The 26,325-nt window shown below is 47.5% G+C and carries 25 protein-coding genes; 13 read left to right on the plus strand and 12 right to left on the minus strand.

The annotated features are described in order from the left end of the window. Positions 1-94: 94 nt before the first annotated feature. Together AC5JBY_RS06420 and AC5JBY_RS06425 are read right to left on the minus strand one after the other, a co-directional pair. Positions 95-649 carry a hypothetical protein gene (locus tag AC5JBY_RS06420; RefSeq protein WP_495903740.1) on the minus strand — a complete coding sequence of 185 codons (555 nt, stop codon included), beginning with the start codon at positions 647-649 and terminating at the stop codon, positions 95-97. 241 nt (positions 650-890) lie between these two features. Beyond that, complete coding sequence (locus AC5JBY_RS06425; protein ID WP_495903741.1) at positions 891-1,715, minus strand: amidohydrolase family protein; 825 nt, start codon at positions 1,713-1,715, stop codon at positions 891-893. Between the two features lie 186 nt (positions 1,716-1,901). On the opposite strand from AC5JBY_RS06425, the gene AC5JBY_RS06430 reads away from it, so the two are divergent. Then, positions 1,902-5,261 (plus strand): methylmalonyl-CoA mutase family protein, encoded by a 3,360-nt coding sequence (locus tag AC5JBY_RS06430; RefSeq protein WP_495903742.1) that lies wholly within the window; start codon positions 1,902-1,904, stop codon positions 5,259-5,261. Positions 5,262-5,429: 168 nt separating this feature from the next. On the opposite strand, the gene AC5JBY_RS06435 is transcribed toward AC5JBY_RS06430, so the two are convergent. Both AC5JBY_RS06435 and AC5JBY_RS06440 read right to left on the minus strand, forming a co-directional pair. Beyond that, positions 5,430-5,930 (minus strand): DinB family protein, encoded by a 501-nt coding sequence (locus tag AC5JBY_RS06435; RefSeq protein WP_495903743.1) that lies wholly within the window; start codon positions 5,928-5,930, stop codon positions 5,430-5,432. A 47-nt stretch (positions 5,931-5,977) separates the two neighbouring features. Further along, positions 5,978-6,709 carry an endonuclease gene (locus AC5JBY_RS06440; protein WP_495903744.1) on the minus strand — a complete coding sequence of 244 codons (732 nt, stop codon included), beginning with the start codon at positions 6,707-6,709 and terminating at the stop codon, positions 5,978-5,980. Between the two features lie 129 nt (positions 6,710-6,838). Between AC5JBY_RS06440 and AC5JBY_RS06445 the strand changes: the two genes are divergently transcribed. After that, on the plus strand, positions 6,839-8,173 hold the full coding sequence (locus AC5JBY_RS06445) for a peptidoglycan DD-metalloendopeptidase family protein (RefSeq protein WP_495903745.1): 1,335 nt from the start codon (positions 6,839-6,841) through the stop codon (positions 8,171-8,173). 72 nt (positions 8,174-8,245) lie between these two features. On the opposite strand, the gene AC5JBY_RS06450 is transcribed toward AC5JBY_RS06445, so the two are convergent. Further along, positions 8,246-8,824: a type 1 glutamine amidotransferase domain-containing protein gene (locus tag AC5JBY_RS06450; protein WP_495903746.1), complete on the minus strand. Its 579-nt coding sequence runs from the start codon at positions 8,822-8,824 to the stop codon at positions 8,246-8,248. 496 nt (positions 8,825-9,320) lie between these two features. Here AC5JBY_RS06450 and AC5JBY_RS06455 point away from each other — a divergent pair, with 496 nt between their 5' ends. From AC5JBY_RS06455 to AC5JBY_RS06470, 4 genes are all read left to right on the plus strand, one after another. Next, a complete protein-coding gene (locus AC5JBY_RS06455) occupies positions 9,321-11,804 on the plus strand; it encodes a TonB-dependent receptor domain-containing protein (RefSeq protein ID WP_495903747.1) in 2,484 nt (827 codons plus the stop codon). A gap of 112 nt (positions 11,805-11,916) precedes the next feature. Continuing rightward, a complete protein-coding gene (locus AC5JBY_RS06460) occupies positions 11,917-13,131 on the plus strand; it encodes a DEAD/DEAH box helicase (RefSeq protein WP_495903748.1) in 1,215 nt (404 codons plus the stop codon). A 43-nt stretch (positions 13,132-13,174) separates the two neighbouring features. Next, positions 13,175-14,011 (plus strand): N-acetylmuramoyl-L-alanine amidase, encoded by an 837-nt coding sequence (locus AC5JBY_RS06465; RefSeq protein WP_495903749.1) that lies wholly within the window; start codon positions 13,175-13,177, stop codon positions 14,009-14,011. A 65-nt stretch (positions 14,012-14,076) separates the two neighbouring features. Continuing rightward, a complete protein-coding gene (locus AC5JBY_RS06470) occupies positions 14,077-15,462 on the plus strand; it encodes a deoxyguanosinetriphosphate triphosphohydrolase (RefSeq protein ID WP_495903750.1) in 1,386 nt (461 codons plus the stop codon). A gap of 4 nt (positions 15,463-15,466) precedes the next feature. Here AC5JBY_RS06470 and AC5JBY_RS06475 read toward each other — a convergent pair whose 3' ends face one another. The 3 genes from AC5JBY_RS06475 to AC5JBY_RS06485 are packed head-to-tail and all read right to left on the minus strand — an operon-like array spanning position 15,467 to position 16,704. Further along, on the minus strand, positions 15,467-15,679 hold the full coding sequence (locus AC5JBY_RS06475) for a hypothetical protein (RefSeq protein WP_495903751.1): 213 nt from the start codon (positions 15,677-15,679) through the stop codon (positions 15,467-15,469). 27 nt (positions 15,680-15,706) lie between these two features. Continuing rightward, the gene (locus AC5JBY_RS06480; protein ID WP_495903752.1) at positions 15,707-16,108 is read right to left on the minus strand and encodes a hypothetical protein; all 402 of its coding nucleotides are present in this window, start codon (positions 16,106-16,108) and stop codon (positions 15,707-15,709) included. Between the two features lie 17 nt (positions 16,109-16,125). Then, positions 16,126-16,704, minus strand: coding sequence for an RNA polymerase sigma factor (locus tag AC5JBY_RS06485; RefSeq protein ID WP_495903753.1), 579 nt, complete (start codon positions 16,702-16,704; stop codon positions 16,126-16,128). Positions 16,705-16,864: 160 nt separating this feature from the next. Between AC5JBY_RS06485 and AC5JBY_RS06490 the strand changes: the two genes are divergently transcribed. Next, positions 16,865-17,797, plus strand: a complete 933-nt coding sequence (locus AC5JBY_RS06490; RefSeq protein WP_495903754.1) for a DUF72 domain-containing protein — start codon at positions 16,865-16,867, stop codon at positions 17,795-17,797. Positions 17,798-17,800: 3 nt separating this feature from the next. On the opposite strand, the gene AC5JBY_RS06495 is transcribed toward AC5JBY_RS06490, so the two are convergent. The 3 genes from AC5JBY_RS06495 to AC5JBY_RS06505 all read right to left on the minus strand — a co-directional run bounded on the left by AC5JBY_RS06495 (position 17,801) and on the right by AC5JBY_RS06505 (position 21,248). Beyond that, on the minus strand, positions 17,801-19,342 hold the full coding sequence (locus AC5JBY_RS06495; RefSeq protein WP_495903755.1) for a sulfatase family protein: 1,542 nt from the start codon (positions 19,340-19,342) through the stop codon (positions 17,801-17,803). A gap of 21 nt (positions 19,343-19,363) precedes the next feature. Then, the gene (locus AC5JBY_RS06500; protein WP_495903756.1) at positions 19,364-20,638 is read right to left on the minus strand and encodes a Y-family DNA polymerase; all 1,275 of its coding nucleotides are present in this window, start codon (positions 20,636-20,638) and stop codon (positions 19,364-19,366) included. A gap of 175 nt (positions 20,639-20,813) precedes the next feature. Beyond that, on the minus strand, positions 20,814-21,248 hold the full coding sequence (locus AC5JBY_RS06505; protein WP_495903757.1) for a LexA family protein: 435 nt from the start codon (positions 21,246-21,248) through the stop codon (positions 20,814-20,816). A gap of 71 nt (positions 21,249-21,319) precedes the next feature. Here AC5JBY_RS06505 and AC5JBY_RS06510 point away from each other — a divergent pair, with 71 nt between their 5' ends. The 3 genes from AC5JBY_RS06510 (at position 21,320) to AC5JBY_RS06520 (ending at position 23,817) form a co-directional block, all read left to right on the plus strand. Next, the gene (locus AC5JBY_RS06510; RefSeq protein WP_495903758.1) at positions 21,320-21,934 is read left to right on the plus strand and encodes a 2'-5' RNA ligase family protein; all 615 of its coding nucleotides are present in this window, start codon (positions 21,320-21,322) and stop codon (positions 21,932-21,934) included. Positions 21,935-21,956: 22 nt separating this feature from the next. Continuing rightward, positions 21,957-22,619, plus strand: a complete 663-nt coding sequence (locus AC5JBY_RS06515; RefSeq protein WP_495903759.1) for a 2'-5' RNA ligase family protein — start codon at positions 21,957-21,959, stop codon at positions 22,617-22,619. A 121-nt stretch (positions 22,620-22,740) separates the two neighbouring features. Further along, positions 22,741-23,817: a PA0069 family radical SAM protein gene (locus tag AC5JBY_RS06520; protein ID WP_495903760.1), complete on the plus strand. Its 1,077-nt coding sequence runs from the start codon at positions 22,741-22,743 to the stop codon at positions 23,815-23,817. 20 nt (positions 23,818-23,837) lie between these two features. Here AC5JBY_RS06520 and AC5JBY_RS06525 read toward each other — a convergent pair whose 3' ends face one another. Continuing rightward, on the minus strand, positions 23,838-24,104 hold the full coding sequence (locus AC5JBY_RS06525) for a hypothetical protein (protein WP_495903761.1): 267 nt from the start codon (positions 24,102-24,104) through the stop codon (positions 23,838-23,840). 263 nt (positions 24,105-24,367) lie between these two features. On the opposite strand from AC5JBY_RS06525, the gene AC5JBY_RS06530 reads away from it, so the two are divergent. The 3 genes from AC5JBY_RS06530 to AC5JBY_RS06540 are packed head-to-tail and all read left to right on the plus strand — an operon-like array spanning position 24,368 to position 26,312. Beyond that, complete coding sequence (locus AC5JBY_RS06530) at positions 24,368-24,886, plus strand: hypothetical protein (protein ID WP_495903762.1); 519 nt, start codon at positions 24,368-24,370, stop codon at positions 24,884-24,886. Between the two features lie 53 nt (positions 24,887-24,939). Then, positions 24,940-25,605: a hypothetical protein gene (locus tag AC5JBY_RS06535; RefSeq protein WP_495903763.1), complete on the plus strand. Its 666-nt coding sequence runs from the start codon at positions 24,940-24,942 to the stop codon at positions 25,603-25,605. Continuing rightward, on the plus strand, positions 25,566-26,312 hold the full coding sequence (locus AC5JBY_RS06540) for a sensor histidine kinase (RefSeq protein ID WP_495903764.1): 747 nt from the start codon (positions 25,566-25,568) through the stop codon (positions 26,310-26,312). Before AC5JBY_RS06535 ends, AC5JBY_RS06540 begins: the two co-directional genes overlap by 40 nt. Positions 26,313-26,325 lie beyond the last annotated feature (13 nt).

The following is a 26,325-nucleotide window of genomic DNA, read 5'->3' on the forward strand; positions in this document are numbered from 1 at the left end:
ACCGGCGTGTTTAAACAATAACTTCAGTTGAATAATAATACATAGTAGCCGGGCAGATTGATGCCGGGCGTGTTGTGGGGGAAAAGGCAATAACTCAGGCTTCCGGAGGCTGTTCCGGTGTGGAGGTGAAGTTGTTTGTTTTCAGGATGGCATTGGCATTGCGGTAATGCAATGGTGCTGCCGAAAAGCTGGCAAGGTGCCAATCGTTCTTTTGCGACCAATACTCCGTAGAGAAACTATTAAAGGATAGCGAATGGTTGTCTGACTTTTTACTTTGTGAGGGATGCTGCAGGTCATTGACCAGCTTGAAGAAATCGTCGCGGGCTGTTTGCAGGCGCATCTTTTCTTCATTGGGCAGGCACATCAGCACCAATTGTCCGTCCTGCACTTTGCGTTTTACATATTTATAGTGAATACCGTTGATCTCTATTTCTCCGTCTACACGTTCGAAATCGGTCCAGTTGGTTTGATAGGGTAAGTCGAGTGTTACGCGTAATTCGATTAATTGGGATTCGTCGTAATCATTTTGATCGAGGCGTGCTTCGAGTTGTGTATCTGCTTGTTGCTGTAAAATATCTGCGAAGATGCGGTAGCCGAACCAGTTGAAGAATAGCATTCCCATTAGTAGTATGGCAGCGATTTTTTTCAAAGCAGTCGTTAGTGTGAACCATACACAATATAAGGGATTAATATTAGAAAGTATAAAATATTTTAGGCTGGGCCTGCATTCCAGCACCGTTTGGACAAGGAGACTGTATGGGCGTATTGAGTGATTCCTTGTCGTTTGTTAGGGCCCAAGGCTCTGAAATAGAACTGCGAGACTACAAGTCTCGCAGAGCTTCGCGCTTCGCCTGGGAAACGTTACCCTATATTTTATACTATCTACGGACCTATAAATTGTAGAACGCCTGTGCATTCAGCCCAAACACTTTCTCTCTTTCTTCCGCTTCGAAGTTTTCCATATACTTTTCCAGCAGGCTCTTCCATTGCACATAGATGCCGCTTAACAGCATTACCGGCCAGTCGCTGCCAAATACCAGGCGGTTGGTTCCGAATGCTTCAAATACTACATCGAGGTAGGGATAGAACTCAGCGGAGCTCCAGGTTTTCCAGGCTGCTTCTGTAAAGAGGCCCGATAGCTTACAATATACATTTGGCTGTTGTGCGATCTCTTTCATCAGCACTTTCCACTCGTCTATCTTCTTGTGCTTGATATCCGGCTTGGCGCAATGGTCGATGATCAGCTTTTGATCGGGGAACTGGGATACAAACTCAATGGCCGGTTTCAGCTGGTTATGATAGATCAGTACATCGTATGTATAGTTGTAAGGCTTCAATGCGCGTACCCCACGTTGAAAGTTGGGACGTAATAAGAAGTCGTCCGGCTCGGCCTGCACCACATGGCGGTAACCCCTGATGCTGCTATACTGGGTGAAATGCTCCAGTCGCTCGGCAATGTTATCTGCCTGCAAGTCGATCCAACCTACCACACCCTTGATGATCGGATGGGTAACGGCCAGTTCGGCCAGGAACCTCGTTTCTACTTCTTCCTGGCTGGCCTGCACTGCTACCACACCATCCACGCCATTTCTTTTGAGGGTAGGCGCCAGGTGTTCGGGCAGGTAATCCTGTTGCAGGATCTTCATATCATTGGTGATCCAGGCATCTCTTTTCTTGTCGAATTTCCAGAAGTGTACATGCGCATCAATGACCATATGTATCCAATATTTTAATTTGTTGTACTTATTACGTTACCGGGCTCCAAACTCCACCTTTGCATGCTCGCCCCGATACTCTAAGCTACTCCATTTTAACCGTTTAGGGAACCAAATTGCGAAATGGCTAACACTCATTAGTTTTTTGAACTAACTTCGCCCCTGGATCGTAATTACTACATCAATATGAGCTTCACGAATAATACTGTTCGCATTGTAACGGCGGCGTCTCTCTTTGATGGACACGATGCTGCTATCAACATCATGCGCCGCATCATGCAGGCTAAAGGGGCTGAGATCATTCACCTGGGTCATAACCGTTCTGTTGCTGAAATAGTGGAATGTGCTATTGAAGAGGATGCACAGGGTATCGCCATTACCAGTTACCAGGGTGGCCACGTAGAGTTTTTCAAATACATGAAGGACCTGCTCGACGAGAATGGCTGTGGGCATATTAAGATATTCGGCGGTGGCGGTGGCACCATCCTGCCACAGGAAATAGAAGAGTTGCACCGCTATGGCATTACCAAAATATACAGTCCGGATGATGGCCGCAAACTCGGCCTGGAAGGGATGATCGAAGAGGTGGTGAAGATGTGTGACTTTCCCGTGAATGGTGATCCCGCCAACTTCAAAACAGCCATGAAGCTGGGTGAGTGGAAAGATATCCGCCGTATAGCGCGCAGTATTTCCAATGCAGAGAATAACAGGAATGGTAATGAGGAAGCTGTAGCTACGACTACTACGCAACCTCCTGTATTAGGCATTACCGGAACCGGTGGCGCCGGTAAGTCATCTGTCACCGATGAGATCGTGCGTCGCTACCTCAATACATTTACCGATAAGACCATTGCTGTTGTTTCAGTAGACCCTTCCCGCAAAAAGACAGGCGGCGCGCTATTAGGCGACCGTATCCGCATGAATAGTATTCACTCACCCCGTGCCTACATGCGTTCTCTCGCTACCCGCGAAAGTGATGTGGCGCTGAGTAAGTACGTACTGGATGCTGTGAACATTTGCAAGGCTGCCGGGTTCGACTTCATTATTCTTGAAAGTGCCGGTGTGGGGCAAAGTGATGTGAGCATCCTCGATTATTGTGATGTGAGTCTTTATGTAATGACGCCGGAGTATGGCGCCGCTTCTCAACTGGAGAAGATCAATATGCTCGACTACGCAGATGTTATCTGCATCAACAAATTCGATAAAGCCGGGGCGCTCGACGCTTTGCACGATGTGCGCAAGCAATATAAGCGCAACCACAATCTTTTCATGGCAAAAGATGAGGAGATACCGGTAATAGGAACCATCGCTGCACAGTTCAACGATGCCGGTGTGAATGAGCTGTTTGAAAAGCTCATGATCGCGCTGAAGAAAAAGACCGGTGTAGAGTTTGGAACGATTGCCCTGCATCCTCATACTAAAGATACCAGCACCAAGAGCCAGATCATACCTCCCAAGCGGGTGCGCTACCTGGCTGAGATTGCTGAAGCCAGCCGCAGTTATGATGCCTGGGTACAGGAGCAATGTACTATTGCTTCGAAACTGTATCAGCTCAATGGTGTGATAGAGGCTGCCGGTACGAACGCTTCTTATATCACCGATCTTCAGCAGCTGCAAAAGAATTTTGAAGCAAAGCTCAACCCTGCCTGTAAACAACTGATCGATCAGTGGCCGGCCATCGTAAAGAAATACAAGGCTGATTTTTTTGAATACCAGGTACGGGATAAAGTGATCAAACAACCGCTAACTACAAAAACATTAAGCGGCATCCGTATCCCTAAAGTAGTGTTGCCCAAATTCAAAGACTGGGGTGATGTTCTTCGCTGGCAATTGCAGGAAAACCTGCCCGGCGAATTTCCTTATACAGCTGGTGTGTTTGAACTGAAACGCCAGGGCGAAGACCCTACCCGTATGTTTGCGGGAGAGGGTGGGCCTGAGCGTACCAACAAACGCTTTCACTATGTATCGGTGGATCAGCCGGCCAAGCGTCTCTCTACCGCTTTCGATAGCGTAACGCTGTATGGGGAGGACCCGGCACATCGTCCGGACATCTATGGTAAGGTCGGCAACAGCGGTGTGAGCATCGCCACTGTTGATGACGCCAAGAAATTATATAGTGGTTTCGATCTCTGCGATCCTAAAACATCGGTGAGCATGACCATCAATGGCCCTGCTCCTATCCTGCTGGCTTTCTTCATGAACGCTGCCATCGACCAGTTGTGTGAAAAGTGGATAGAAGCCAATGGACAGTGGGATGCGGTCAATAAAAAGATGACAGATAAGTTCAAGCACCTGCCCAAGCCTGCTTATTACAATCCTTCTGCCCCCGAGCGGTTGCCAGAAGGCAATAGTGGACTCGGATTGAAGCTGCTGGGCATGAGCGGTGATGAAGTGTTGCCCGCTGATGTGTATGCAAAGCTGAAAGCCGAAGCGCTATCGCAGGTGCGCGGTACTGTGCAAGCGGACATCCTGAAAGAAGACCAGGCGCAGAACACCTGTATCTTCAGTACCGAATTTGCACTTAAGCTGATGGGCGATGTACAGGAATATTTCATTGACCAAAAGGTGCGCAACTTCTATAGCGTGAGCATCAGCGGTTACCATATTGCTGAAGCCGGCGCCAACCCGATTACGCAGCTGGCCTTTACACTGGCTAATGGATTTACGTATGTAGAGTATTACCTGAGCCGGGGTATGAACATAGATGATTTTGCGCCCAACCTGTCATTCTTCTTCAGTAATGGTATGGATGCAGAGTACAGTGTGATCGGCCGCGTGGCGCGTCGTATCTGGGCCAAGGCCATGAAGGATAAATATAAAGGCAATGACCGCTCACAGAAGCTGAAGTACCATATTCAAACATCGGGACGAAGCTTGCACGCACAGGAAATCGACTTCAACGATATACGTACTACGCTGCAGGCGCTGTATGCTATTTACGACAACTGTAATAGTCTGCATACAAACGCCTATGACGAGGCCATTACCACACCTACTGAAGAAAGTGTGCGCCGCGCAATGGCCATTCAGCTCATCATCAACAGAGAGCTGGGTACTGCCAAAACGGAGAACTTCATACAGGGCTCTTTCCTCATTGAGGAGTTGACTGACCTGGTGGAAGAGGCCGTATTGACAGAGTTTGAACGCCTTACCGACCGTGGCGGTGTGTTGGGCGCTATGGAGCGTATGTACCAGCGCAACAAGATACAGGAAGAAAGCCTGTATTATGAAAGCCTGAAGCATAGTGGTGAGTTGCCCATCGTAGGTGTAAATACCTTCCTCAATAAGAAGGGAAGCCCTACCATTATTCCACAGGAAGTAATACGCAGTACTACTGAAGAAAAAGAACAACAGATACAAAACCTTCAGGCATTCCAGAAGAGGAATGAGCAAAAGTGTGCTGAGATGTTGAACAAGTTACAGCAAGTAGCTATCAAGAATGGCAACCTTTTTACTGAGCTCATGGAAACAGTGAAATACTGTTCACTGGGTCAGATCACCAATGCGCTCTACCAGGTTGGGGGACAGTACCGGAGGAATATGTAGCGTTTGAGACGGGCCCAAGGCCCGGGAATAGAATTGCGAGGCTGCAAGCCTCGCAGAGCTTAAGGGGGAATATATAAACAAGTAAGTAAAATATGTAAAGGAGGGCTATAACCCTCCTTTTTTATTGCGTAAATATTTTGCTTCACTTCTTACGTGTCAGACGCTTTTCTAAAAGCCCTTGTCGTCTGCTGAAGGTCCATAAATAGAAGGCACAGCAATATCGTTGAGGCGCATGTATACGGTAAGCTGCCCACGGTGATGGACCCAGTGGTTGATGGTATTGCCAAGGGCCTCCACCATAGGTGAAGTCCACAATAGTTGATCACCATTCTTCAATTCGAAAGGTTTGGATATTTGCTCATCAGTAATATTCGACAGGGATTTGATAGCTCCTTCGATATTTTCATCGTAATGGGCCAGCAGCTTCTCCGTAGTACTTAACTGGAAATGGCTATACGACTGGAAGTTGATAACACTTCCTTCGATCATATCCCTGACCCATTTGGGAATCTCTGCTACCAGCAAGGTGAGGTAGCCCATTTCCATAGACTTTTCGTGTGGCTTGAACTTGTATACACTTTCGGGTATGCGTTCAAGACATTTCCGGGTAGCTACAGATTCCGCTTTCATTTCAGCTGCATAGGCGGCGCATATTTCTTTCCCATCCATAAGTAAAAGGTTTTGGGAAAGAAGTCATAAAAGTCGTGCCAGTTTAGTTATTTGTACCACACCTGGCAGTTCCTGCAATAAAAGCTCCTGCGCTTTGTCTTACCGGTGTACTCTTTGACGAGCGGGATATCACAGCGTGGGCATATCTTCTTTGTATGTGCTTCCCAATGTTTTTGAAGTACCAATGCCTTTTTCCATTTCAGGAAATCGAAAGCATAAACAGGCATTTCGTTAATGATGGCGGTGAGCTTGCGTGGCGGTATCTTTCCTACTTTAGTTTTAGGGTGTACGCGTGTACGGAACAAGACCTCATTCTTAAAGATATTGCCGGCGCCGGCAAAGATATCCTGGTCCAGCAGGGCATCGCAGATCAGCATATCTGGTTTTGCTTTTAACTTCTTGCGGGCGGCCGCAGCATCCCAATATTTATTCATGACATCAGCCGACCAATCGTATACTGTATCAAGGTCTTCTTCAATCAGTTTTACCGCCACTGTATAGAAGTACAGCGTGCCGTTCCTGAACTTTAGGAATAAAGTAGGATTGACTTTCTTAGGCTCGTCGATCGTGTATTTGCCAAACAACAGCAGGTGAACGCGGACAGTAAGTTTGGGTAAACAAATCAGTAAATGCTTTCCCCAGGTTTTTAGGTCCACCACCAGTTGGTTGATCAGTTTCTCTGCGTCTATCTTTCCATAGCCGCCCGCGTCCAGGATCTTTTTGCCTTTAAAAGCCTGTAATTCCTCCTTTAAGATCACAATGCTGGGACCTTCAGGCATGTTTCGAATGTTTGTTTTTATTAATGCAAAACAGCCGCCACGCTTCTCAATTCCTAAAAATCTACTAAATCACATTGCAGGTGCTGCGGCACAAGAATTTTATGGCTATTATCAGGTAAAAGAACGTACATGGTATCCCATACAATAAAAAGCTGGCTTCCCGCTACCGTACTGGTATTCATGCTGGCATGCGTCTTTTTCATCGCTTGTTCGACGCCCAACCGTGGCTTATTTGCGGGGAAAACTGCCCACGAGCGTTATGCAGATAAGATCAGTAACGCGGGTCTCAAAGAAACTTCCCTGGGACAGAATTGGTTTACCGCTGCCGGCAAAGGGTTAACTCAACCGCTTGCCATCAAACTGCCTTACAAGGAAGTCGGTTATTTTGATGCGGCAGAACCAGCCGCCGCAGGATACCGGTTCACCGCCCGGCGGGGTGATAAAGTCCTCATACTACTCACCAAAAAACCGGCTGCCGGTTTTGCGCTTTTCCTTGACCTCTGGCAACCTGTAGCAAACGAACAACCTAAATTGATGGCAGCAGCAGACACTGCAGCAGCAGGGTTGAATTATGAGGTTACAAAAGATGGAGAATACCTGCTGCGTTTGCAACCCGAATTACTCGCAGGTGGTGAGTATACGTTGGAGATCCGAACCGGTCCCAGTCTTGATTTTCCTGTAGCGGCCGCTGGCCGGCCACGTATCAGCAGCTTTTGGGGCGCGGACCGTGATGGAGGCGCCCGCAGTCATGAAGGCATCGACATTTTCAGCGCTTTCCGTACTCCTTTACTGGCATCTGCAGAAGGAACGGTGACTTCGGTTACCAACAACAACCTGGGTGGTAAAGTAGTGTTCATGCGGCCAAAAGGAAAAGACTTTGTACTGTACTATGCGCATCTCGATTCGCAAATGGTTTCGGAAGGACAGCGCGTGTTGCCGGGCGATACCATTGGCTTGATGGGCAATACCGGTAATGCGCGTACCACACCGCCGCACCTGCACTTTGGCATTTATGCAGCAGGTGGCGCCATCGATCCATTGCCTTTTGTTGATATTAAGCGACCTGAGCCTGCTGCAGTGCAGGTGGCGGCCAATGACCTGAAAACATACAGGCGCAGTGAACGCAATGCCGTCGTACATACTTCACCTGATAAACAATCGGCCCGGTTAGTAAGTCCGCCAGTTGGTACATTGTTGCAGCTGCAATCAGCCACCGGCGATTGGTATAAGGTAAGACTGCCTGATGGACGTGAAGGATTTGTTGCAGGCAACGCGGTCAAGTCAATTGCTACACCATTACGAGCGCATAAAACTGATTCAACACAAAGGCTGTTGGATAAGCCTGATATCCTTGCTGCTTCCAAGGCCATCATCGCCAAAGAAAAAACAGTGCAGGTACTTGGTGTGTTTAATGACTATTACTATGTAAGCGCAGATGATACCAAGGGTTGGATATTGAAATGAGCGATCTATAAAACAGGAAAGCCATGGCTATTGCTAACCATGGCTTGTCCTTTCTGTTCATGCCCGAAGATCTTAATGTGCAGGGCCTGGTGTATAGGCTGCAGGTGAGTGAACTCCTTCTTTTATTTCTTCAATCATCTTTTTATTGAATGCCGGCAGGTCTTTGGGACTGCGGCTCGTCACAAGGCCATTGTCGGTTACCACTTCTTTATCGACCCAGATCACGCCCGCATTTTGGAGGTCGGATTTAATGGATGGGTACGATGTCATGTTGCGGCCATCGATCATGCCTGTTTCGATCAGCAATTGAGGTCCGTGGCAAATGGCTGCGACTGGTTTGCCTGCTTCCAGGAATTGTTGTGCGAATTCCACACAGTGTTTATTGATACGCATCTGGTCGGGATTGATCACCCCACCCGGAATCACCAACGCATCGTAGTCTTCCACCTTCGCTTTCTCCACCTGTATGTCCACCGGCAGGTCGATAGACCAATGGTCATGGTCCCAGGCTTTGACCTTTTCTGCCTGGGGTGATACGATATCTACCTTGGCGCCTGCCTCTTCCAGCGCCTTTTTAGGACTGGTGAGTTCTGTTTCTTCGAAGCCATTTTCGGTCAGGATGGCTACCCTTTTTCCGGTTAACGTTGCCATAAAACAATATTTTAAAAGTGATACAATCGTGTTTGTTGAGATAAATGTTTCAAAAACGGTACCACCCGTAAACGGTGTTTCGTGCCACCCACCCTTAATCGCTCAGCCTTCAAGGCTTCTTCATTAACTCTTTTTCAGATTAAGCCAGGGTTATCCTCCGTTTATCTTAGGGTTAAAAGCTTCCAATAACCCTAAGAAAACCCCAGGATGACCCTAAGATGACCCCAGGATGGAAGAAACACTTGCGGCTGACCTGAGGCTGACAAGGCTTGTAACAGTCTTGCTTCAAAGACCTCCGACCCGATCCGAACAAATGGGCTGCCGAGTCGCATTTAGCCCGCTTAACCTATTAATAGCCAATAAATTCAGTGAAAAGTAAATGATGGCCAAACACCCTTTGCCGCTGGTGGGCTTTATTTACCGCTGATGTATAGATTGTCATAAAACTGTAACGTCCTGATAGTTTTGCCGACCAAATTTTAAAATAAAAATAGCCATGAGAAAGTTGAGCCTATTGACTTTACTGTTATCCGTATGTGTTGCCATGACCCAGGCACAGAATATAACGGGTAACGTAAAGGATGATCAGGGTAAAAACCTATCCGGTGCTTCTGTAGCACTTAAAAAAGTAAAAGATTCCTCCACTGTTAAATTGGGCGTTACAAACACTGCTGGTCAATACAGTTTCACAGGTATTGCCGCAGGACAGTATTTTGTATATGCTTCCTTCGTGGGGCATGACGGTAAAAATTCCCCTTCCTTCGATTACAGCGGCAGCGGCGACCTGAAAGGTCCCGATTTTGGTTTGAGCAAAGCAACCGGTAACCTCAAAGAAGTAACTGTTGCCTATCGCAAGCCAGTGATCGAAGTGAAAGCCGATAAAACTATTCTCAATGTAGAGGGTAGCGTGAATGCAGTAGGCCAGGATGCCCTGGAGCTGTTGCGTAAATCGCCTGGTGTACTGGTGGACAAAGATGATAACCTGAGCCTGAGTGGTAAGAACGGTGTACAGGTATTCATCGATGGCCGTCCAACGCCTTTATCTGGTAAAGACCTGTCTGACTACCTCAAGACCATGCAGTCTTCTTCTATTGAAGCTATCGAGATCATCACCAACCCTTCTGCCAAATATGAAGCGGCAGGTAATGGTGGTATCATCAACATCAGGCTCAAAAAGAATAAGTCATACGGAACCAACGGATCTATCAACGGTGGTTATGCCATCGGTGTGTTCCCTAAATACAATGGTGGTATTTCTCTGAACAACCGTAACAAAGTTCTGAACGTGTATGGTAACTACAACTACAATCACAGCGACAACAGGAACAACATGTGGCTGTATCGTGAAGTGGATGTGGCACCGGCTGATGGCAACAAAGACACCCTTTTTGACGGTGCTACCAAAATGAATGGGTTCAATGAGAGCCATGTATTCAAAGTAGGCGCCGACATGACGCTTTCCAAAAGAAGTACCATCGGTGCGATGATCAATGGTAACTTCTCCAAGAATGGTTTCGATAACTTCAGCCGCACGCCGATCAGTTACATACCTACCAAGACTGTTGACAGGATATTGGTGGCCAACAATACCAGCGATTCAAAAAGAGATAATGCGAACTTCAACCTGAACTATCGCTATACCGATACTTCCGGCAGGTCATTATCGTTAGATGGCGACTACGGTTTGTACCGGATCAAGAATGATCAGATGCAGCCTAACACTTATTATAACCCAACTGAAACGGCTATCATCGCCAACAGGGTGTATAATATGGTGGCGCCTACAGACATCGATATTTATTCGTTCAAGGCAGATTATGAGCAGAATCTTAAAGGTGGTAAACTGGGTGTAGGAGGTAAATTCTCTTATGTACAAACAGCCAATGACTTCGCTACCTATAATGTGTTGAACAGTGGTAAAGAGTTGGATAAGGACCGCAGCAACGATTTCGATTATAAGGAAAACATCAATGCCCTGTATGTAAACTATAACAAGGGATTCAAAGGGTTTATGATCCAGGTAGGTGTACGTGCCGAGAATACAAATGCCAAAGGCCATTCTACCGGTCTGAAGCTGGATAACAACAACAACTATGTTACTTACGATTCTACCTTCAAGCGTAACTACACCGACTTCTTCCCAAGTGCAGCGGTGACCTTCAACAAGAACCCGATGAGCCAGTGGACAGTGACTTATAGCCGTCGTATTGACCGTCCGGCCTACCAGAACCTGAACCCCTTCGAGTTCAGGCTCGATGAGTACACTTACCAGAAGGGTAATACCATGCTGACGCCTCAATACACCAATAGCTTTGGGTTGACGCACGTGTGGAAGTATACTTTGACCACCACCCTGAACTATAGCCACGTGCAGGACATCTTTTCACAGATACTGGGTGTGACTGAAAAGTCAAAAGGCTACATCACTACTGAGAACCTGGCTAAGCAGGATATCATCAGCCTTAACGTAAGCTATCCCTTCCAGTACAAATGGTATGGGGTGTTTGCCAACATCAATACTTATTATTCCAAATACCAGTCGGATGAAGGCCCGCTGGGCGCCATTGACCTGGACGTGTTCTCTTTCAACGTGTATGCTCAGCAAACTTTCCGTTTCGGCAAGGGCTGGATCGGTGAGATCAGCGGATTCTATACTGCCCCCTCTATCTGGCAGGGTACTTTCAAGAGTATCGGCCTGGGTGGCATCGATGGTGGTCTTTCAAAAACAGTGTTGAAGAATAAAGGAACTGTGAAAGTGGCTGTGAGCGATATCTTCAAAACCATGAAATGGAAAGGTACCAGTGATTATGGCAGCCAATACACAAGGGCTAATGGAAACTGGGAAAGCCGCCAGTTCAAAATCAACTTTACCTACCGCTTCGGTAGCAATGAGGTGAAAGCAGCCCGCCAGCGCAATACTGGTCTCGAAGACGAGAACAAGCGCGTTAACGGCGGTGGCGGCGGCCTCGGCGGTAACTAACCGGATTATTATTCCTGTCGCATTTTACCTTAAATCCCCCTTTTTCACAAAGGGGGATTTTTTATGTTATCTTTACAGGAATTGGTTTTTTAGATAACATCGTAATTATTCAATGAATTTCACAGAATTTGGACTCGATCCTGCCTTGATGGAAAGCATAGAATCGACTGGGTATGAGGTTGCTACCCCCATTCAGGAACAGGTAATCCCTAAGATCTTACAGGGCCGGGATATCATCGCATGCGCCCAGACAGGAACCGGTAAAACGGCCGCTTTCCTGCTCCCCATCATCCACCGGCTTCTCCAACATAGTAATGACGGACAGGTAAACTGCATCGTGCTCGTTCCTACCCGGGAGCTGGCTATCCAGATCTCCCAGAACCTGGAAGGGCTGTCGTACTTTACTTCCATCAGCTCTATTGCCGTGTATGGAGGTAATGACGGGATGAACTTTGCTACCGAAAAGAATGCACTTTCTAAAGGTGTGGATTTTGTGATCGCCACCCCTGGCCGTCTCATTGCCCACCTCAATATGGGCTATGCCAAGCTATCGGGCCTGCAATTCCTGGTGCTCGACGAGGCTGATCGTATGCTGGACATGGGTTTTCATGACGATATCATGAAGATCATCTCTCACCTGCCGGTCAAACGTCAGAACCTGCTTTTCTCCGCCACCATGGCCGAGAAGATCCGTTCCCTGGCCCGGAAGATCCTGCACGAGCCTGAAGAAGTGAACATCGCTATTTCCCGGCCTCCGGAAAAGATCGTACAGGAGGCATTCATCGTATACGAGCCTCAGAAGTTGCCGCTGGTACAATACATATTGCGGAGTACCAACTTCAAAATGGTGCTCATTTTCTGCTCGCGCAAACAGAACGTAAAACAACTGAACCGTGAGCTGCAAAGGGCCCGCTTCAGAATAGCAGAGATACATTCTGACCTTGAACAGGCAGAACGTGAAGATGTGTTGTTGAATTTTAAAAGCGGTAAGGTGCCTATCCTGGTGGCTACCGACATTCTTTCACGGGGTATCGATATCGATAATATCGACCTGGTGATCAACTATGACGTGCCGCATGACGGGGCTGACTACATTCACCGTATTGGCCGTACTGCACGTGCCGAATCGGATGGAATGGCCATCACCTTCGTAAGTGAAAAAGAGCAACGCCGTTTTGCAGATATTGAAGCGCTGCTGGGTAAGCCGGTTAAAAAGGCCATGGTGCCCCAGGAACTGGGACCCGTGCCTGATTATCGCGCCCAACATCCAGGCAGATCGGCACAAAAGAAGAAAAGAAGATACGGTCCTCCCCAACGTAGGAAGTAGTTGTCAGCCTGAGCTCGTCGAAGGCTCCTCAATCAAATCGTTTATGCAAGCCTTTACCCGATTAATCCCGGTTATCGCCATCTGCTTATCTCTCGCAGCAGCCATTCATAGCTGCTCGCGTAATCCCTACATTGCAACTAATAAGACTTATAAGAAACAGTCTAAAAGCCTGTCCAAAAGCTTGCAGCCCCTGCCTCCGCCAATGGCATTGGACTCCGCTGTAACACCACCTTATGCAGTAGGTACTGTCAACTTCGATCTGCGGAAGCCTAACTTTGTCATCATACACCATACGGCACAGAAATCCTGCGAGCAAACGCTGAAGACATTTACTGTTGAGCGTTCCAAAGTGAGTGCGCATTATGTTATTTGCGAAGATGGCACTGTTCATCATATGCTCAACGATTACCTGCGTGCGTGGCAGGCCGGTGTAAGTAGATGGGGTAATAACACCGACATCAATTCTTCTTCTATTGGTATAGAGCTGGACAATGACGGGTATGAGTCTTTTTCTGAACCGCAGATCGTGAGCCTGCTCAAACTGTTGGACACGCTCAAAAGAAAGTATACCATCCCTGCGGCCAATTTTATCGGCCATAGTGATATTGCTCCCAAGCGCAAGGTTGATCCCAATGTATTCTTTCCCTGGCAGCGCCTGGCGCAGCGGGGCTTTGGCATGTGGTACGACGATACAACCAACGTGATGATGCCGCCGTCGTTCGATCACCTGACCGCCCTGCGCCTCGTAGGGTACGATATGGCTGATACAACAGCCGCCATCCGGGCTTTCAGAAGGCACTTCCTGCAGGATACCCTTGGCCGCACGCTCACTGCGCCCGACGACAAGGTCTTATATCAATTGATGAAAAAGTATCAATAAGGCGGTTATCAACGTGGTGCTAACACTGCACTTTTCACGTCTGTACCTCCCTTATCTTTACGCGCATGAACTGGCAACAACTTTACAGTGCCCGCCGCACAGGTTCCGAAAATTCATCAGCTACTTATACGGATGCCATCCGGACTTCCTTTCAACGGGATTATGACCGTATTATATTCTCCTCTGCTTTTCGCAGGTTGCAGAATAAGACACAGGTATTTCCCCTGCCCGGGCCGGTATTTGTACACAATCGGTTAACGCATAGCCTCGAAGTGGCTTCTGTTGGCCGCTCTTTGGGAAAAGCTGTGGGAGAGGCCATTGCAGCAAAATATCCCGGCGAAAAAGAGGAGTTCATAGAGTTTTATAAATATGAGTTGCCTGCTGTAATTGCTGCGGGCTGCCTGGCGCATGATATAGGTAACCCGCCTTTTGGGCATTCCGGTGAAGAGGCGATCCGGACTTTCTTCCGGGAGCTTACGGGTGACGCCAAAAAAATGTTTGAAGAGAAGCTTACGCCCAACCAGCAACGGGATTTCCTGTATTTCGAGGGTAATGCCAATGCTTTCCGCACACTCACGCACAGGTTTGGAGAAGATGCCCCTGGCGGCTTCCGGCTAACCTACGCCACGCTGGCTTCTATTGTCAAGTATCCCGCGGATTCGCTGAGCGGGTTTACCAAGGGGCAGCTTATCACTAAAAAGTCTGGCTTTTTTGATTCGGAAATAGATACTTACAAACATATTACACAGCAGTTGGGCATTCCGCAACAGGATGCTCAACGAAATGTGTTTGCCCGCCATCCTTTTGTGTACCTCGTGGAAGCAGCTGACGATATTTGCTACCGGGTCATCGACTTTGAAGATGCGCACCGCCTTAATATCATTTCTATCGATACCATTAAAGACCTTTTTCTGGCCTTCTTTGATGAAGGAAAGGATTATGACTCCCGGGAGCGGGTTGAAGAGTCTTTCAATAAGATCCATGATGCCAACCGTAAGGTAGAGTTTTTACGGGCAAGGCTGATCAACTTCCTGATCAATCGTGTACGTAGTGTATTCATGGAAAAAGAAGCGGAGTTGCTTAACGGAACAGTGGGTAAAGCACTCATCGATTACCTGCCGCCACGTGAGTTGGAACTTATTAAAAAGATCGATGCCTTTTCAGTGCAGCATATCTATAATCACCGTTCGGTAGTAGAGATCGAGATCGCAGGGTATAATGTGATCGGGGAATTGCTGAAAGAGTTCTTTACTGCTGTGATAACGCCCAAATCGCCCAAGTCGAGTAAGCTGTTACAACTCATCTCTAAACAGTTTGGTGTTACCGGCGAGCCGGACAGGCTTTATGAGGATACGCAATCTGTAGTGGATTTTATTTCCGGTATGACCGACCTCTATGCAGTAGATATTTTCCGAAAAGTAACGGGCATCACTTTTCCGCAGATCAGGTAAGGGGCTATTCCAGTTCTTTGCAGGAGTAGCCCGCGTGGCTCAGGGTATTTTCAACTACACGCGGGCTCAGGTCTTTTGATTCAATGCGCAGGATCTTGTCCTTGTCGTGCAGGTCTACATTCCATCGTATCATTCCTTGCAGGTTATCCAGGTGCGCACCAATGTGATTGATGTTCTTCCGGTAGCGCAAATTGGTTTTAAAAACGAGGATGTCCATATTTAGCAGTTGAATCAGGAATAGCATTTACTCGGCATTAGCCTGGTTGTTGGCGGACTCATCTTTGCGTTTCTCTTCCTTGTCAAAATCCGGAACACACCAGCGGCGGCCAAAGCGACCTTCAAAACGCTTTTCGAGTGTCTCCTTAAAGCGGCTCCTTTCTTCAGGGGTCATGTGTTGCCATTTGTCCTGCATCTTCTTTTTCCATTCATGCTTCTTGCCTCCCCAGGGGCCAAAGCCGCCAAACAATATTTTCGACAGCACCAGGATGCCCATCGCCTGCCAGAAGTTGATCGTACTTACATGTAAAACATCTGGTAAAACAGCATTCCACAACTTCATCACAATGAAGCTGAATAACGAAATGAAACCTACAATACACACAAGGATAATAAATCCTTTGGCCGGTTTGGATCTTCTACCTCTCATAACACTCATTTATAGGGTTAATAATTTAATAATTCATCTTTCAATACACTAAGACGTTCACGCAAATGCAGTACCGCGTATCGTTTCCGGCTGATCAAGGTATTCACCGTCTCGCCGGTTTTTTCTGCCATCTCTTTAAAGGAAACGCCTTCCAGCTCATGGCGAATGAACACTTCTCTTTGTTCTGCCGGCAACTCCGCCAGGGCTGCGTTCAACTCTTCCCAGAACAAAGCGCGCAGGTACTCCTTTTCGGGATTGTTGCTGGCATCGAACAAGAGTTCACTCCAGTTGATAGAATCCTCGCCTTCTTCATCCTTGAATACGTCTTCCAATGCTTCCGGTTTGTGCTTCCGCTGCCGGTCGGTGATCTTGTTGCGGGCCACTGTGAACAACCAGGCGCTCATTTGCTCGATGGGCTGCGTGTTACCCATAAACTGGTAAAACACATCCTGTAGCACGTCTTCTGCATCAGCTTCATTAGTTACCCGCTTACGAATAAAGCCCATCAGCCTTTTGCTGTAGTCATTGATGACCTGGGTGATATTGCGTTTCGTTTCTCCAGCCATGCCCGGTGTTATCGTCAGGGTCTTCTGCATTGTATAAATAGGTAGACGCGCAAAGCCCTTGTATATTTTAAAGATGCGAAAAAATGCTAACGAATTGATTGTTTGACCATTATCTTCTACCTGGAAACATTGGCTAAACAATTGTACGCTAAAACATTATGATTTAGATTTGAAGCCACAAAATATTGCCATGGATTTTGGGAAGTTGCCTCAGGAACAGTTGAACAGTGTTGATTTTACCCTCCCCGCCGAACCGGTAGACAACCGCCTTGTATTGCCCGGTAAAAGGACCGGTAAACCGCAAGTGTACCTGGGTGTACCCCGTTCGGGCGACAAATCCTGGATAGGAAGGGTGTACCCAAAAGGCACCAAAGAAGCTGGCTTCATGGAGCAATACGTGAAGCACTTCAATTGCATAGAGCTCAACGCTACCCACTATAAGATATACAGCCCTGCCGAGATCGGTAAATGGGCAGTGAGGGCCGAAGGCCGGGAATTTAAGTTTTGTCCCAAAGTACCGCAGCTCATTAGCCACTACAGCAACTTTGCCAATGTCTTCGATCAGACCTCTGCTTTTCTTGAAGGTGTGCTGGCGTTTGAAGAACACCTGGGCCCCATCTTTTTGCAGGTGAGTGAAAGCTATGCTCCCAGCCGTCGGGAGCCTCTCTTTAAATACCTGGCCTCCCTGCCAACTGACCTTACCTTCTTCCTCGAAGTGCGGCATCCCCAGTGGTTCTCCGATCCCGTTATTAAGAAAGAACTCTTCGATATCTTACGTACGTTGAAAATAGGGGCTGTCATCACCGATACGTCTGGCAGAAGGGATTGCGCTCATATGCACCTGACTGTTCCCAAAACATTTGTACGGTTTGTGTGCAATTTGTTACATCCTACTGATTATACCCGTAGTGACGCCTGGGTAGAACGTATCACACATTGGATCAACAATGGGCTGGAGGAGTTATATATGTTTGTGCACATGCCCGATGAAATGTATTGTCCTGAATTGATCGCTTATCTGATCGATAAGCTCAACCCGGCTTGCGATCTGCATCTTCAAAAGCCGCAGTTTATTCAACCGGGCAAGCCTGTCGGGGGGACTCAGATTAGTTTCTTTGATTAATGGCTATTCCAATACCGGTTCATTATCCTCGTATTGCTTTCTTAACTGCACCAGGTCTTTCTTCATCTTTGTGATCATGGTCTGGTGTGTAGCCGAACGGATGAGGTTACGTTGCTCCTGCGGGTCTTGTTGCAGGTCATAAAACTCCCACTCTTTTACTATATAAAAGTAGATCAGCTTGTAACGTTCGCCGCGTATGCCGAAATGCTGCAATACGGTGTGATCGGCCTTATATTCATAGAAGTGATAATACAGATGAGGCCGGTTCAAGGTCTTTTGTTTGCCGGTAAGAACAGGCAACAGGCTCAATCCCTGCATCCATTGAGGAGTGGTTGTATTGGTGGCTTGCAGCATGGTAGGCGCGAAGTCTATATTTTGTACGAGGGCATCAGACACCGATGCCGGCTTGATATGCCCTGGCCACCTTACCAGCAGCGGCGTTTGCATGGATACGTCGTACATCCATCGTTTGTCAAACCAGCCATTTTCGCCAAGATAAAAGCCCTGGTCGCTGGTATACATCACCATTGTTTGATTCGTCAGGCGTGAGCTGTCGAGATAGTCCAGTACGCGCCCAATGTTTTCATCGATACTCGCAACACAAGCCAGGTAATCCTGCAGGTACCACTGAAACTTATACTTCAATAACTGCTTGCCGGAGGGCTGTTCCCGTTGAATGATCTCGCCGCGTTTTGCGTAGATCGCTTTAATCCGGTTGCGGTCTGGCTCCGGTATGCGGTTCATGATGCTATTGTAGTAAGCGATCTCAGCAGAGTCGGGCTTAAGTGCGGGAATGTTCATCAAATACTTCGGGTCAACCTTCAGGTCGCTGGACAGCTTCATGTCGGGCAGGATGCTCATCGTTTGCAGTTGCCAGGCGGCGCCATGACCGGCAGTGTCAGTATACAAGGTGGGTGGTTCCGGGAATGCTTTGTCTTTAAACTGTTCAATGTATTTGAGTGGCGCCAGGAAATAACGGTGTGGCGCTTTGTGGTGCAGGAGTAGCAGGAAAGGTTTGTTGCTGTCGCGGTTGCGCAGCCAGTTCAACGCTTCATCGGTGATCACGTCTGTTGCATATCCTTTGTAAGTGGTGGTGTCGCCATTCATATCGATGATGCGCGGATTGACATACAATCCCTGGCCTGGGAGTATTTTCCAGAAGTCGAAGCCAGTGGGATAAGAGTGCAAGTGCCACTTGCCTATGACGGCGGTTTGGTAGCCGGCTTGTTGCAGTAATTTGGGCAGGCTGCTGCGTGAGGAATCAAAACGGTTGCGATTATTCAATACACCGTTCTTGTGTGAATGTTGACCAGTGAGCAGCGTAGCCCGGGAGGGGCCGCAAATGGCATTGCCTACAAAGGCTTTTCTGAACTGCATGCCTTCTTTGGCAAGGCGGTCGATATTGGGGGTGGAAATTAGGGTCTTGTTGTAAGCGCTGATGGCATCTGCATCATGGTCATCGCTCATGATGTAAAGGATATTGGGCCGTTGTTGAGCGGCAGCGTTGAGGCAGAACAATAACAGGAATAAGGAGGCAACCCGCATGAATAGTTTTTTGCCAAGTTACTACCTTACCTCAAATAATTCATCCCACCGGGTGGTATAACGTGAGCTGTGCAGCTCCTGCCGCATTTTCCAGTTGCGGTCGCTGCCTACGGCGCCAAACTTTAAAATATCGTTGCGCATGCTGAAGTTTACATTGTCCAGTACTTCCATGAGGAAGCGGTTATTGTTCTTTTCCGGTGCAACGAACAGGTTGCCTTGTATAGAGTTGTCAGGAACCAGTCCACTGAGCATCACGCCGGCTTTCTTGTATTCTTTGCCGCGTGTGTACAGTTGTTCTACGAGCCCTACGGCGGGTTTGATCAGCTCTTGTGTGATGGAGGTAGCGGAGGGCAGGGTGGTATGTGAGCTGATGGAGGGCCCGTAATTGAAATCGATCAGGTGATCCTGTTCCTTACTTACAATGAATACGCTGACTACTTTGGCAGCGCTGTGCTGGCGGCGTAGTTTCTCGGCTGCGCGGGTAGTATAAGTGGCTACTGCTTCTTTGATGGATTCGATATCTCCTACCGGTTCACCAAACATGCGAGTCGTGGCGATCATCTTTTTCACCTTCAAGGGTTCTTCGAGGTCGATGGCCGGAATACCTTTCAGCTCTCTTAGCAGGCGCACTCCGGTGATGCCGCCCATGTGCCGGTGGCCCCATTCTTCGGGCATATTGCTAAGCTCCCAGGCGCTGGTGATGCCCTGGTTGATCAGTTTATTGGCAAAGGCTCGCCCTACGCCCCACACATTGTTCACACGCGTACTCTGAAGGGCAGGTGCTATCTGCTCGGGCGTGGCGAGTACCTTGATACAATTGGTAGCTTGTTTGTTTTTCTTGGCAAGGTAATTGGCCAGCTTGGCCAACGTTTTTGTGGGGGCTACACCAATGGAGACGGAGATGCCTGTCCATTGCTCAACAGTTTGGCGAATGTGGAGGGCTGTTGCTTCCAGCTCATCGGCTGGTACCTGGCTAAGGTCCAGGAAAGCTTCATCTACTGAATATACTTCAACCATGGGTGAAAGGGTGCGCAAGGTTTCCATTACCCGCCAGCTCAGGTCGCCGTAAAGATTGTAGTTGGAAGAAAAGACAGCAATGTTGTGTTGTTGGATAATGGGACGGGCCTGGAAATAAGGCCCTGCCATTTGTACGCCCAGGTTCTTGGCTTCATCACTCCGGGATACGATGCAGCCATCGTTATTGCTAAGCACTACCACCGGTTTCCTGATGAGGTCGGGCCTGAAGAGCCTTTCGCAGGAACAATAGAAGCTGTTACAGTCAACGATTGCTTTCATGCCATACTTTGTTTGTATAAAAAAATGGGCCGGTCAGGTATCCGGATAAACAGTTTCTTTCCTCCGGGTAATTAAGAGTGATGCTTTTCTGCTACACTTATCTGTTATGATCCTTTACGTTTTCGACCGGCCCCTGCCCTTAGGATAGGTTTAATGGCATGGACAGTATGTTTATTTATGGTGCATGGATAACCCAGGTTACTACGCCCCATACTTCAAAAGAATCGCAGGAGGCATCTATTTCAATGGGGGCCAGTTTGGGTGTATCTGGCACCAGTCGCAATTTGTTGAATGTTTTTTCCATGCGGCGGATCAACATCTCGCCATTTAATACTGCAATGATCACTTTGCCGCTCGCCGCTTTGATGCTGCGGTCTACAATTACAATATCTCCATCATGTATGCCCGCATCCACCATCGCATTACCTCGCACGCGCATGAAAAAAGTAGCTGGTTTATTATGGATCAGTTGTTCGTTGAGGTCAATACCTCTTTCCATGTAATCATCTGCTGCGGCGCCAAACCCGGTAGCATCGGCCGTCTTCACCTCCCACTGGTTGTATTGTTTCGAACCCCTGTAGGCCGGGTTGTAATAAACATCCTCGTCCATAAAATTAATTTTGATCTACTAAATTATTTAGTAAATTTATGCTAAAATAATGATCAGGTAAAATTTTATTCATGGAAGCGGCAAAAAATAATACACACTCCGGATGGACTGAACATGGCCTCTACGAGTACCTGCTGGTGGTGGACCCGGATGTGGCGGTGCAGCATAAAGTGTTGGCGCAGCAGCAGGAGTTTTATGAGGAGTACCGGGAGAAGGCGGCTATCAAAACGGGGCACCATATTATAGTGGCCAGCTTCCTTGCCCGCGAAGCCATGGAGGGGACACTCATACGCTGGATACAGCGCATTTGCGACCTGCAACAGCCTTTCAAGGTGACGCTTAATAATTACAGTGGTTTTCCGCCGCATACTATTTATTTAAGGGTGCAGGACCCGCTGCCCTTTTTGCAACTCAATCATCAGCTGAAGGCTGTGGACGACCTGGTGCGTTCTTCTTCCTGCCCACCGGTAAGGCTTATTGCCAAACCACATCTTAGTATTGCCCGCCGCCTGCCAGAAACTGTTTATACCAGGGCCATGTTCAATTATTCGCAAAAAACCTTTCATGAAACCTTCATGGTCAATGAACTCAGGTTATTAAGAAGGGCCCATCAGTTCGACAACTGCAAAACAGTCAATGTGTTTCCATTTTCTCCCAGCAGGCAACCCTGGTCGGAAGTGGCCTGATCAACATCTTTAAAAAATAATTATGAAAAAGAATATGCAAGTACTACCCGGTAAAAAAGTTCATGGAACACCCAGGGCTTTTTATGACGACTATACCAGTCAGCTGAGGTTGAGCGAATACATGCTGGTGTTATTGCCGCATGAGGAGCTGCGCAACCGGGTGCTGCAGGTGAGGAAAGACTTTTACGAAACCTACCAGGCCACCTCTGCGTTGGGCGCCAAAGTAGACCTGACGCTGGCCTCCTTTACCCAGTTGGAAATGCTGGAAGAAAGGATCGTTAACCGCCTCAAAACAGTAGCCATGGGCTACCACCCTTTCAAGGTGGAGCTAAAGGATTATGGCAGCTTTCCCAGTCATACGTTATTCATCAATGTTACCACTAAAGAGCCCGTTCAAAACCTCGTACGGGAGATCAAAGTATCTCAGCGCCTCATGAAGCTGGACAATGAGCATAAACCTTATTTTATCGATGATCCGCATATCCATATTGCCCGCAAATTATTGCCGTGGCAATACGAAAAGGGATGGCTTGAGTACTCTCACCGGCATTTTACCGGCCGGTTCATTGCGGATAGCATGTTATTGCTGAAAAGACGGGCAGGGGATAAATCATGGCAGATCGCACAGCGATTTGAGTTTATGAATCTGCCTGTAAGTACCAAACAAGGGGAGTTGTTTGTCTGAGCTTTTTCAGCAGCATGCACACCCACCTGATTCCTGTCCCTTTATGGTACCTGTTTCCACAGGCGTCTGCGGGACAGGAGGGTGTGTTGTTTTTTTTGTGACCACTAAATGAGATTAGACTATGGAAACGCCACAAGAAGAGAGACCTGATGCCTATTTTAAAGGACGCGGCGCGCAGATCAATACTAAGAACAGGTTCCTGAAAAATGAAAGGGTAAGAGAGCATATAGAATCCATCGACGACTGGAGTGATCCCAACGTAGCTACCCAATTCCTCGAAGAACAGTCCAAAAGCTTTGTCAATAAAGTAGACAGTCCTGATGTAGGCATGTACTATAGCATGAATCCTTACCAGGGATGCGAACATGGCTGCATCTATTGTTATGCGCGCAACTCCTTCGAGTATTGGGGCTATAGTGCGGGGCTCGACTTCGAGCGGAAGATCATCGTGAAGAAAAACGCGCCTGAGCTGTTGCGCAAGTTCCTCATGAATCCCAAATGGCAATGTGTTCCGCTGAGCCTTAGCGGAAATACCGATTGCTACCAGCCTGCAGAAAAGAAGTTTGAGCTTACCCGTCAGTGCCTGCAGGTATGCCTCGAATTTAACCAGCCGGTAGGCATTATTACCAAAAATGCAGGAATACTGCGGGATAAAGACCTGCTGCAGGAAATGGCTAAAAAGAATCTCGTAACTGCATTGATATCCATTACCTCACTTGATGAAGACCTGCGCCGGGTGATGGAACCCCGTACTACCACTGCTTCCCAGCGATTCCGGGTAATTAAGGAGCTCAGCGATGCAGGGGTGCGCATGGGGGTAATGCTGGGGCCAATGATACCCGGGCTCAACGAGCATGACATGCACAACATCATCAAAAAGGCCAGTGAGAACGGCGCCACTTTCTCTGCCTATACCTTTATCAGGTTGAATGGCGCGATCAAGCTGCTCTTTCACGACTGGTTGTATAAGAATTTCCCCGACCGGGCCGACAAGGTTTGGCATATGATCGAGGCCAGTCACGACGGAAAGGTGAATGACAGCCGCTTTGGCGTGCGTATGCGCGGCGAGGGTAATATTGCAGAAATGGTGAGCATGCAATACCGGAAGTATACCAACAAGTATGGGTTGAACCACGAACGGCTGGAACTGGATTGTTCACAGTTCAGGCGGCCCGGTGAACAAGGGAGGCTATTTTAATTTTGTGTAAACAGTGCCGGTCAGGCCAGATAGCCGGTCTTTGTATTGAGCTTTTGTAATGCTTTTTTTGCCCGGATGATCTCATGGCAGACCCCTGAGATCTCCCGGGCATTTTCCATTATATTCAATTCCCGGAGCCTGTTGTTGAGCTCCTGAATTTTCTCCAGGTAATAGCCTTGCAAAACCTCCCAGGAGCTGCTCATTCTGATCACAACGGAGGGTGTGCTGTTTTCAATGAAAGTAAGCATGGGAGCGTCTTTCGTAATCGCCGGGTATTCGCGTTTCATGATACGAGGTTTTAAGTGGTTTACGAAATCACACAGTTAAGAAAAAGTACGGTTTAGGATGCAAGGTTGTATAAGGTTAGCGGGGGTAAAAAGTTAAGGTTACCAAAGTTGTTATAAATAACCAAGCGGGACAAGCGATGAAGTACCGGATGTGTATCGTATTGCGTGTAGGTAAAATAAGTAGTTCTACGTGAGGGGTTGCAGTGTGTTTACGAATATCTTTAGCCACTGTTTGACTGTTTAAACCTCAAAATTCAGTTTTTATGACAACTAACCTCAGAAGATCGATCCCTTTAGCCCTTTTTTTTACCGGGGCCGTTTGTTTAACCTTATTTTTCGTTTCCTGCGGCGGCCCTAAAGGGGATGGCGTATGGATCCCTGTTCCCAAAGACACGACTGAACTTGGGATGAGGGATCACTACATTCCCAAGGATTCCATTGCTGTTTATAGGAAGCGTTTCATCCAGGACAGGGATACCATTAAGAACAAGGTGCCCTATTTGTTTATTCCCCTTGCAGAGGCTTTCAACAAAAAAAGTATTATTGACCTGTTGAAAGATTCCAATTGCATCGGTATCCGGGTTTATTACGGTTCTACCGGAATGGAGAAAAATGGTCAACAGGATGTAAGATTGATCCTTGTAGGCGTGGACAAAAAAGGCGGAGACCTGTATGTTAGACGTGGCTCTACTCTTGCAGCGAAAGATGGAGACGACGGTGAAGGTGGCTTCGAATATGGCCAGTGTACGCCTCCCTGCTACAAAGATTCTTCTGCGCCTTAATCCGGCTCGTCATGTCAGTTACTTATTAATTAATACCCCGTGATATTTTACTAATGGATAATACTGTTCGCTTTATACTGAGTCTGAGCATTATTGTTGCAGTAATAATCGGGATAGTAAGGTTCCGGAAGATAGACCCGGCTTACTATCCCTTCCTCTATTATACTTGGCTTTCGTTTACCATGGAGGTGGTCGTGCGTATTCTTACTATCAACGAATTGCGTACGGCGCATTTTCTTTCTCTGCATATTTATTCTCTCATAGAGTCCTATCTCTTCATCTGGCTATTTCACAACTGGGGCCTTTTTGACAGGCGAAAAAACGTCTTCTATGCCATAGTAGGTACTTTTTTTGTTTTGTGGCTGATCAGCTCTGTATTCATCCATGGAATTAAAGAGACCAATTTCTACTTCCTCATCGTATACTCGTTCGCGCTGATATTTTTTAGTGTGAACACCTTCAATAAAGTAGTGGTGCATGAGCGGGGGAATATTTTCCGCAATCCCAAGTTCCTCATCTGCCTCGGAATAATTATATTCTATACTTTTTTTGTAATGGTGTGTGTCACAAGCTTGTCAGTAGTGAGGCAGAGTGTAACCAGATTATTTCGCGCTAACCTGCAGGAAATAAACGTATATTCGAACCTATTGGTTAATATTCTATACGCAGTCGCGATACTATGGATTCCTCGGAAGCAAAACTTTACGACTCCCTTCTGATCGTAGTAGCGGTGGTAGGTACCATTCTCCTGTACTATATCATTACCATTATCCGCTACCAACGAAGAAGCCTTCGCATGCACAAGGAAAAGATCCAGGCTGAGATCGATACCCTGGAAAAGGAGCGTAAACGTATCGCTTCCGACCTACATGATGAGTTGGGCCCCCTGTTATCAGCAGTTAAGCTTCAGATCAACAGTCTCGACACCAATGATCCCGGTGACCAGGCAGTGATTGGCAAATCCAGCACGCATATCGATACTATTATTGGTAAGCTCAGGGAGATATCCAATAACCTGATGCCGAATACACTTGTCAGAAAGGGGTTGCAGAAGGCCATTGAAGAATTGGTGAGCAACAACCAGCAGGTGTATGGGTTGCAGATCAAGTTCCTTTGTGAACAGGAGCTGCATCTCGACCAGCATAAAGAGATCAATATTTACAGGATTATCCAGGAGGTACTTCATAACACCGTAAAACACGCAGAAGCTACCTGGCTAATGATAAAAATAGTGATCGAAGTGGACCGTCTTTTACTAATGACCGCAGATAATGGAAAAGGATTCAATTATTTTACAAAGGTAAAAGACAATCCGGGCCTCGGACTTCGTAACTTGCAAAGCCGGGCAGAGGTGATGGGTGGAGAATTGACCTGTCAGTCGGAGCCAGGCAAGGGGACGATGTACACATTTGAAATTCCTGTTTGAAACTAACTTATTC

The organism is Paraflavitalea sp. (assembly GCF_059502485.1).

Coding starts and splice junctions, on each gene's coding strand:
- AC5JBY_RS06425 (WP_495903741.1), bottom strand. CDS start 1,715: ATGGTCATTGATGCGCATGTACACTTCTGGAAATTCGACAAGAAAAGA.
- AC5JBY_RS06430 (WP_495903742.1), top strand. CDS start 1,902: ATGAGCTTCACGAATAATACTGTTCGCATTGTAACGGCGGCGTCTCTC.
- AC5JBY_RS06435 (WP_495903743.1), bottom strand. CDS start 5,930: ATGGATGGGAAAGAAATATGCGCCGCCTATGCAGCTGAAATGAAAGCG.
- AC5JBY_RS06440 (WP_495903744.1), bottom strand. CDS start 6,709: ATGCCTGAAGGTCCCAGCATTGTGATCTTAAAGGAGGAATTACAGGCT.
- AC5JBY_RS06445 (WP_495903745.1), top strand. CDS start 6,839: ATGGTATCCCATACAATAAAAAGCTGGCTTCCCGCTACCGTACTGGTA.
- AC5JBY_RS06450 (WP_495903746.1), bottom strand. CDS start 8,824: ATGGCAACGTTAACCGGAAAAAGGGTAGCCATCCTGACCGAAAATGGC.
- AC5JBY_RS06455 (WP_495903747.1), top strand. CDS start 9,321: ATGAGAAAGTTGAGCCTATTGACTTTACTGTTATCCGTATGTGTTGCC.
- AC5JBY_RS06460 (WP_495903748.1), top strand. CDS start 11,917: ATGAATTTCACAGAATTTGGACTCGATCCTGCCTTGATGGAAAGCATA.
- AC5JBY_RS06465 (WP_495903749.1), top strand. CDS start 13,175: ATGCAAGCCTTTACCCGATTAATCCCGGTTATCGCCATCTGCTTATCT.
- AC5JBY_RS06470 (WP_495903750.1), top strand. CDS start 14,077: ATGAACTGGCAACAACTTTACAGTGCCCGCCGCACAGGTTCCGAAAAT.
- AC5JBY_RS06475 (WP_495903751.1), bottom strand. CDS start 15,679: ATGGACATCCTCGTTTTTAAAACCAATTTGCGCTACCGGAAGAACATC.
- AC5JBY_RS06480 (WP_495903752.1), bottom strand. CDS start 16,108: ATGAGAGGTAGAAGATCCAAACCGGCCAAAGGATTTATTATCCTTGTG.
- AC5JBY_RS06485 (WP_495903753.1), bottom strand. CDS start 16,704: ATGCAGAAGACCCTGACGATAACACCGGGCATGGCTGGAGAAACGAAA.
- AC5JBY_RS06490 (WP_495903754.1), top strand. CDS start 16,865: ATGGATTTTGGGAAGTTGCCTCAGGAACAGTTGAACAGTGTTGATTTT.
- AC5JBY_RS06495 (WP_495903755.1), bottom strand. CDS start 19,342: ATGCGGGTTGCCTCCTTATTCCTGTTATTGTTCTGCCTCAACGCTGCC.
- AC5JBY_RS06500 (WP_495903756.1), bottom strand. CDS start 20,638: ATGAAAGCAATCGTTGACTGTAACAGCTTCTATTGTTCCTGCGAAAGG.
- AC5JBY_RS06505 (WP_495903757.1), bottom strand. CDS start 21,248: ATGGACGAGGATGTTTATTACAACCCGGCCTACAGGGGTTCGAAACAA.
- AC5JBY_RS06510 (WP_495903758.1), top strand. CDS start 21,320: ATGGAAGCGGCAAAAAATAATACACACTCCGGATGGACTGAACATGGC.
- AC5JBY_RS06515 (WP_495903759.1), top strand. CDS start 21,957: ATGAAAAAGAATATGCAAGTACTACCCGGTAAAAAAGTTCATGGAACA.
- AC5JBY_RS06520 (WP_495903760.1), top strand. CDS start 22,741: ATGGAAACGCCACAAGAAGAGAGACCTGATGCCTATTTTAAAGGACGC.
- AC5JBY_RS06525 (WP_495903761.1), bottom strand. CDS start 24,104: ATGAAACGCGAATACCCGGCGATTACGAAAGACGCTCCCATGCTTACT.
- AC5JBY_RS06530 (WP_495903762.1), top strand. CDS start 24,368: ATGACAACTAACCTCAGAAGATCGATCCCTTTAGCCCTTTTTTTTACC.
- AC5JBY_RS06535 (WP_495903763.1), top strand. CDS start 24,940: ATGGATAATACTGTTCGCTTTATACTGAGTCTGAGCATTATTGTTGCA.
- AC5JBY_RS06540 (WP_495903764.1), top strand. CDS start 25,566: ATGGATTCCTCGGAAGCAAAACTTTACGACTCCCTTCTGATCGTAGTA.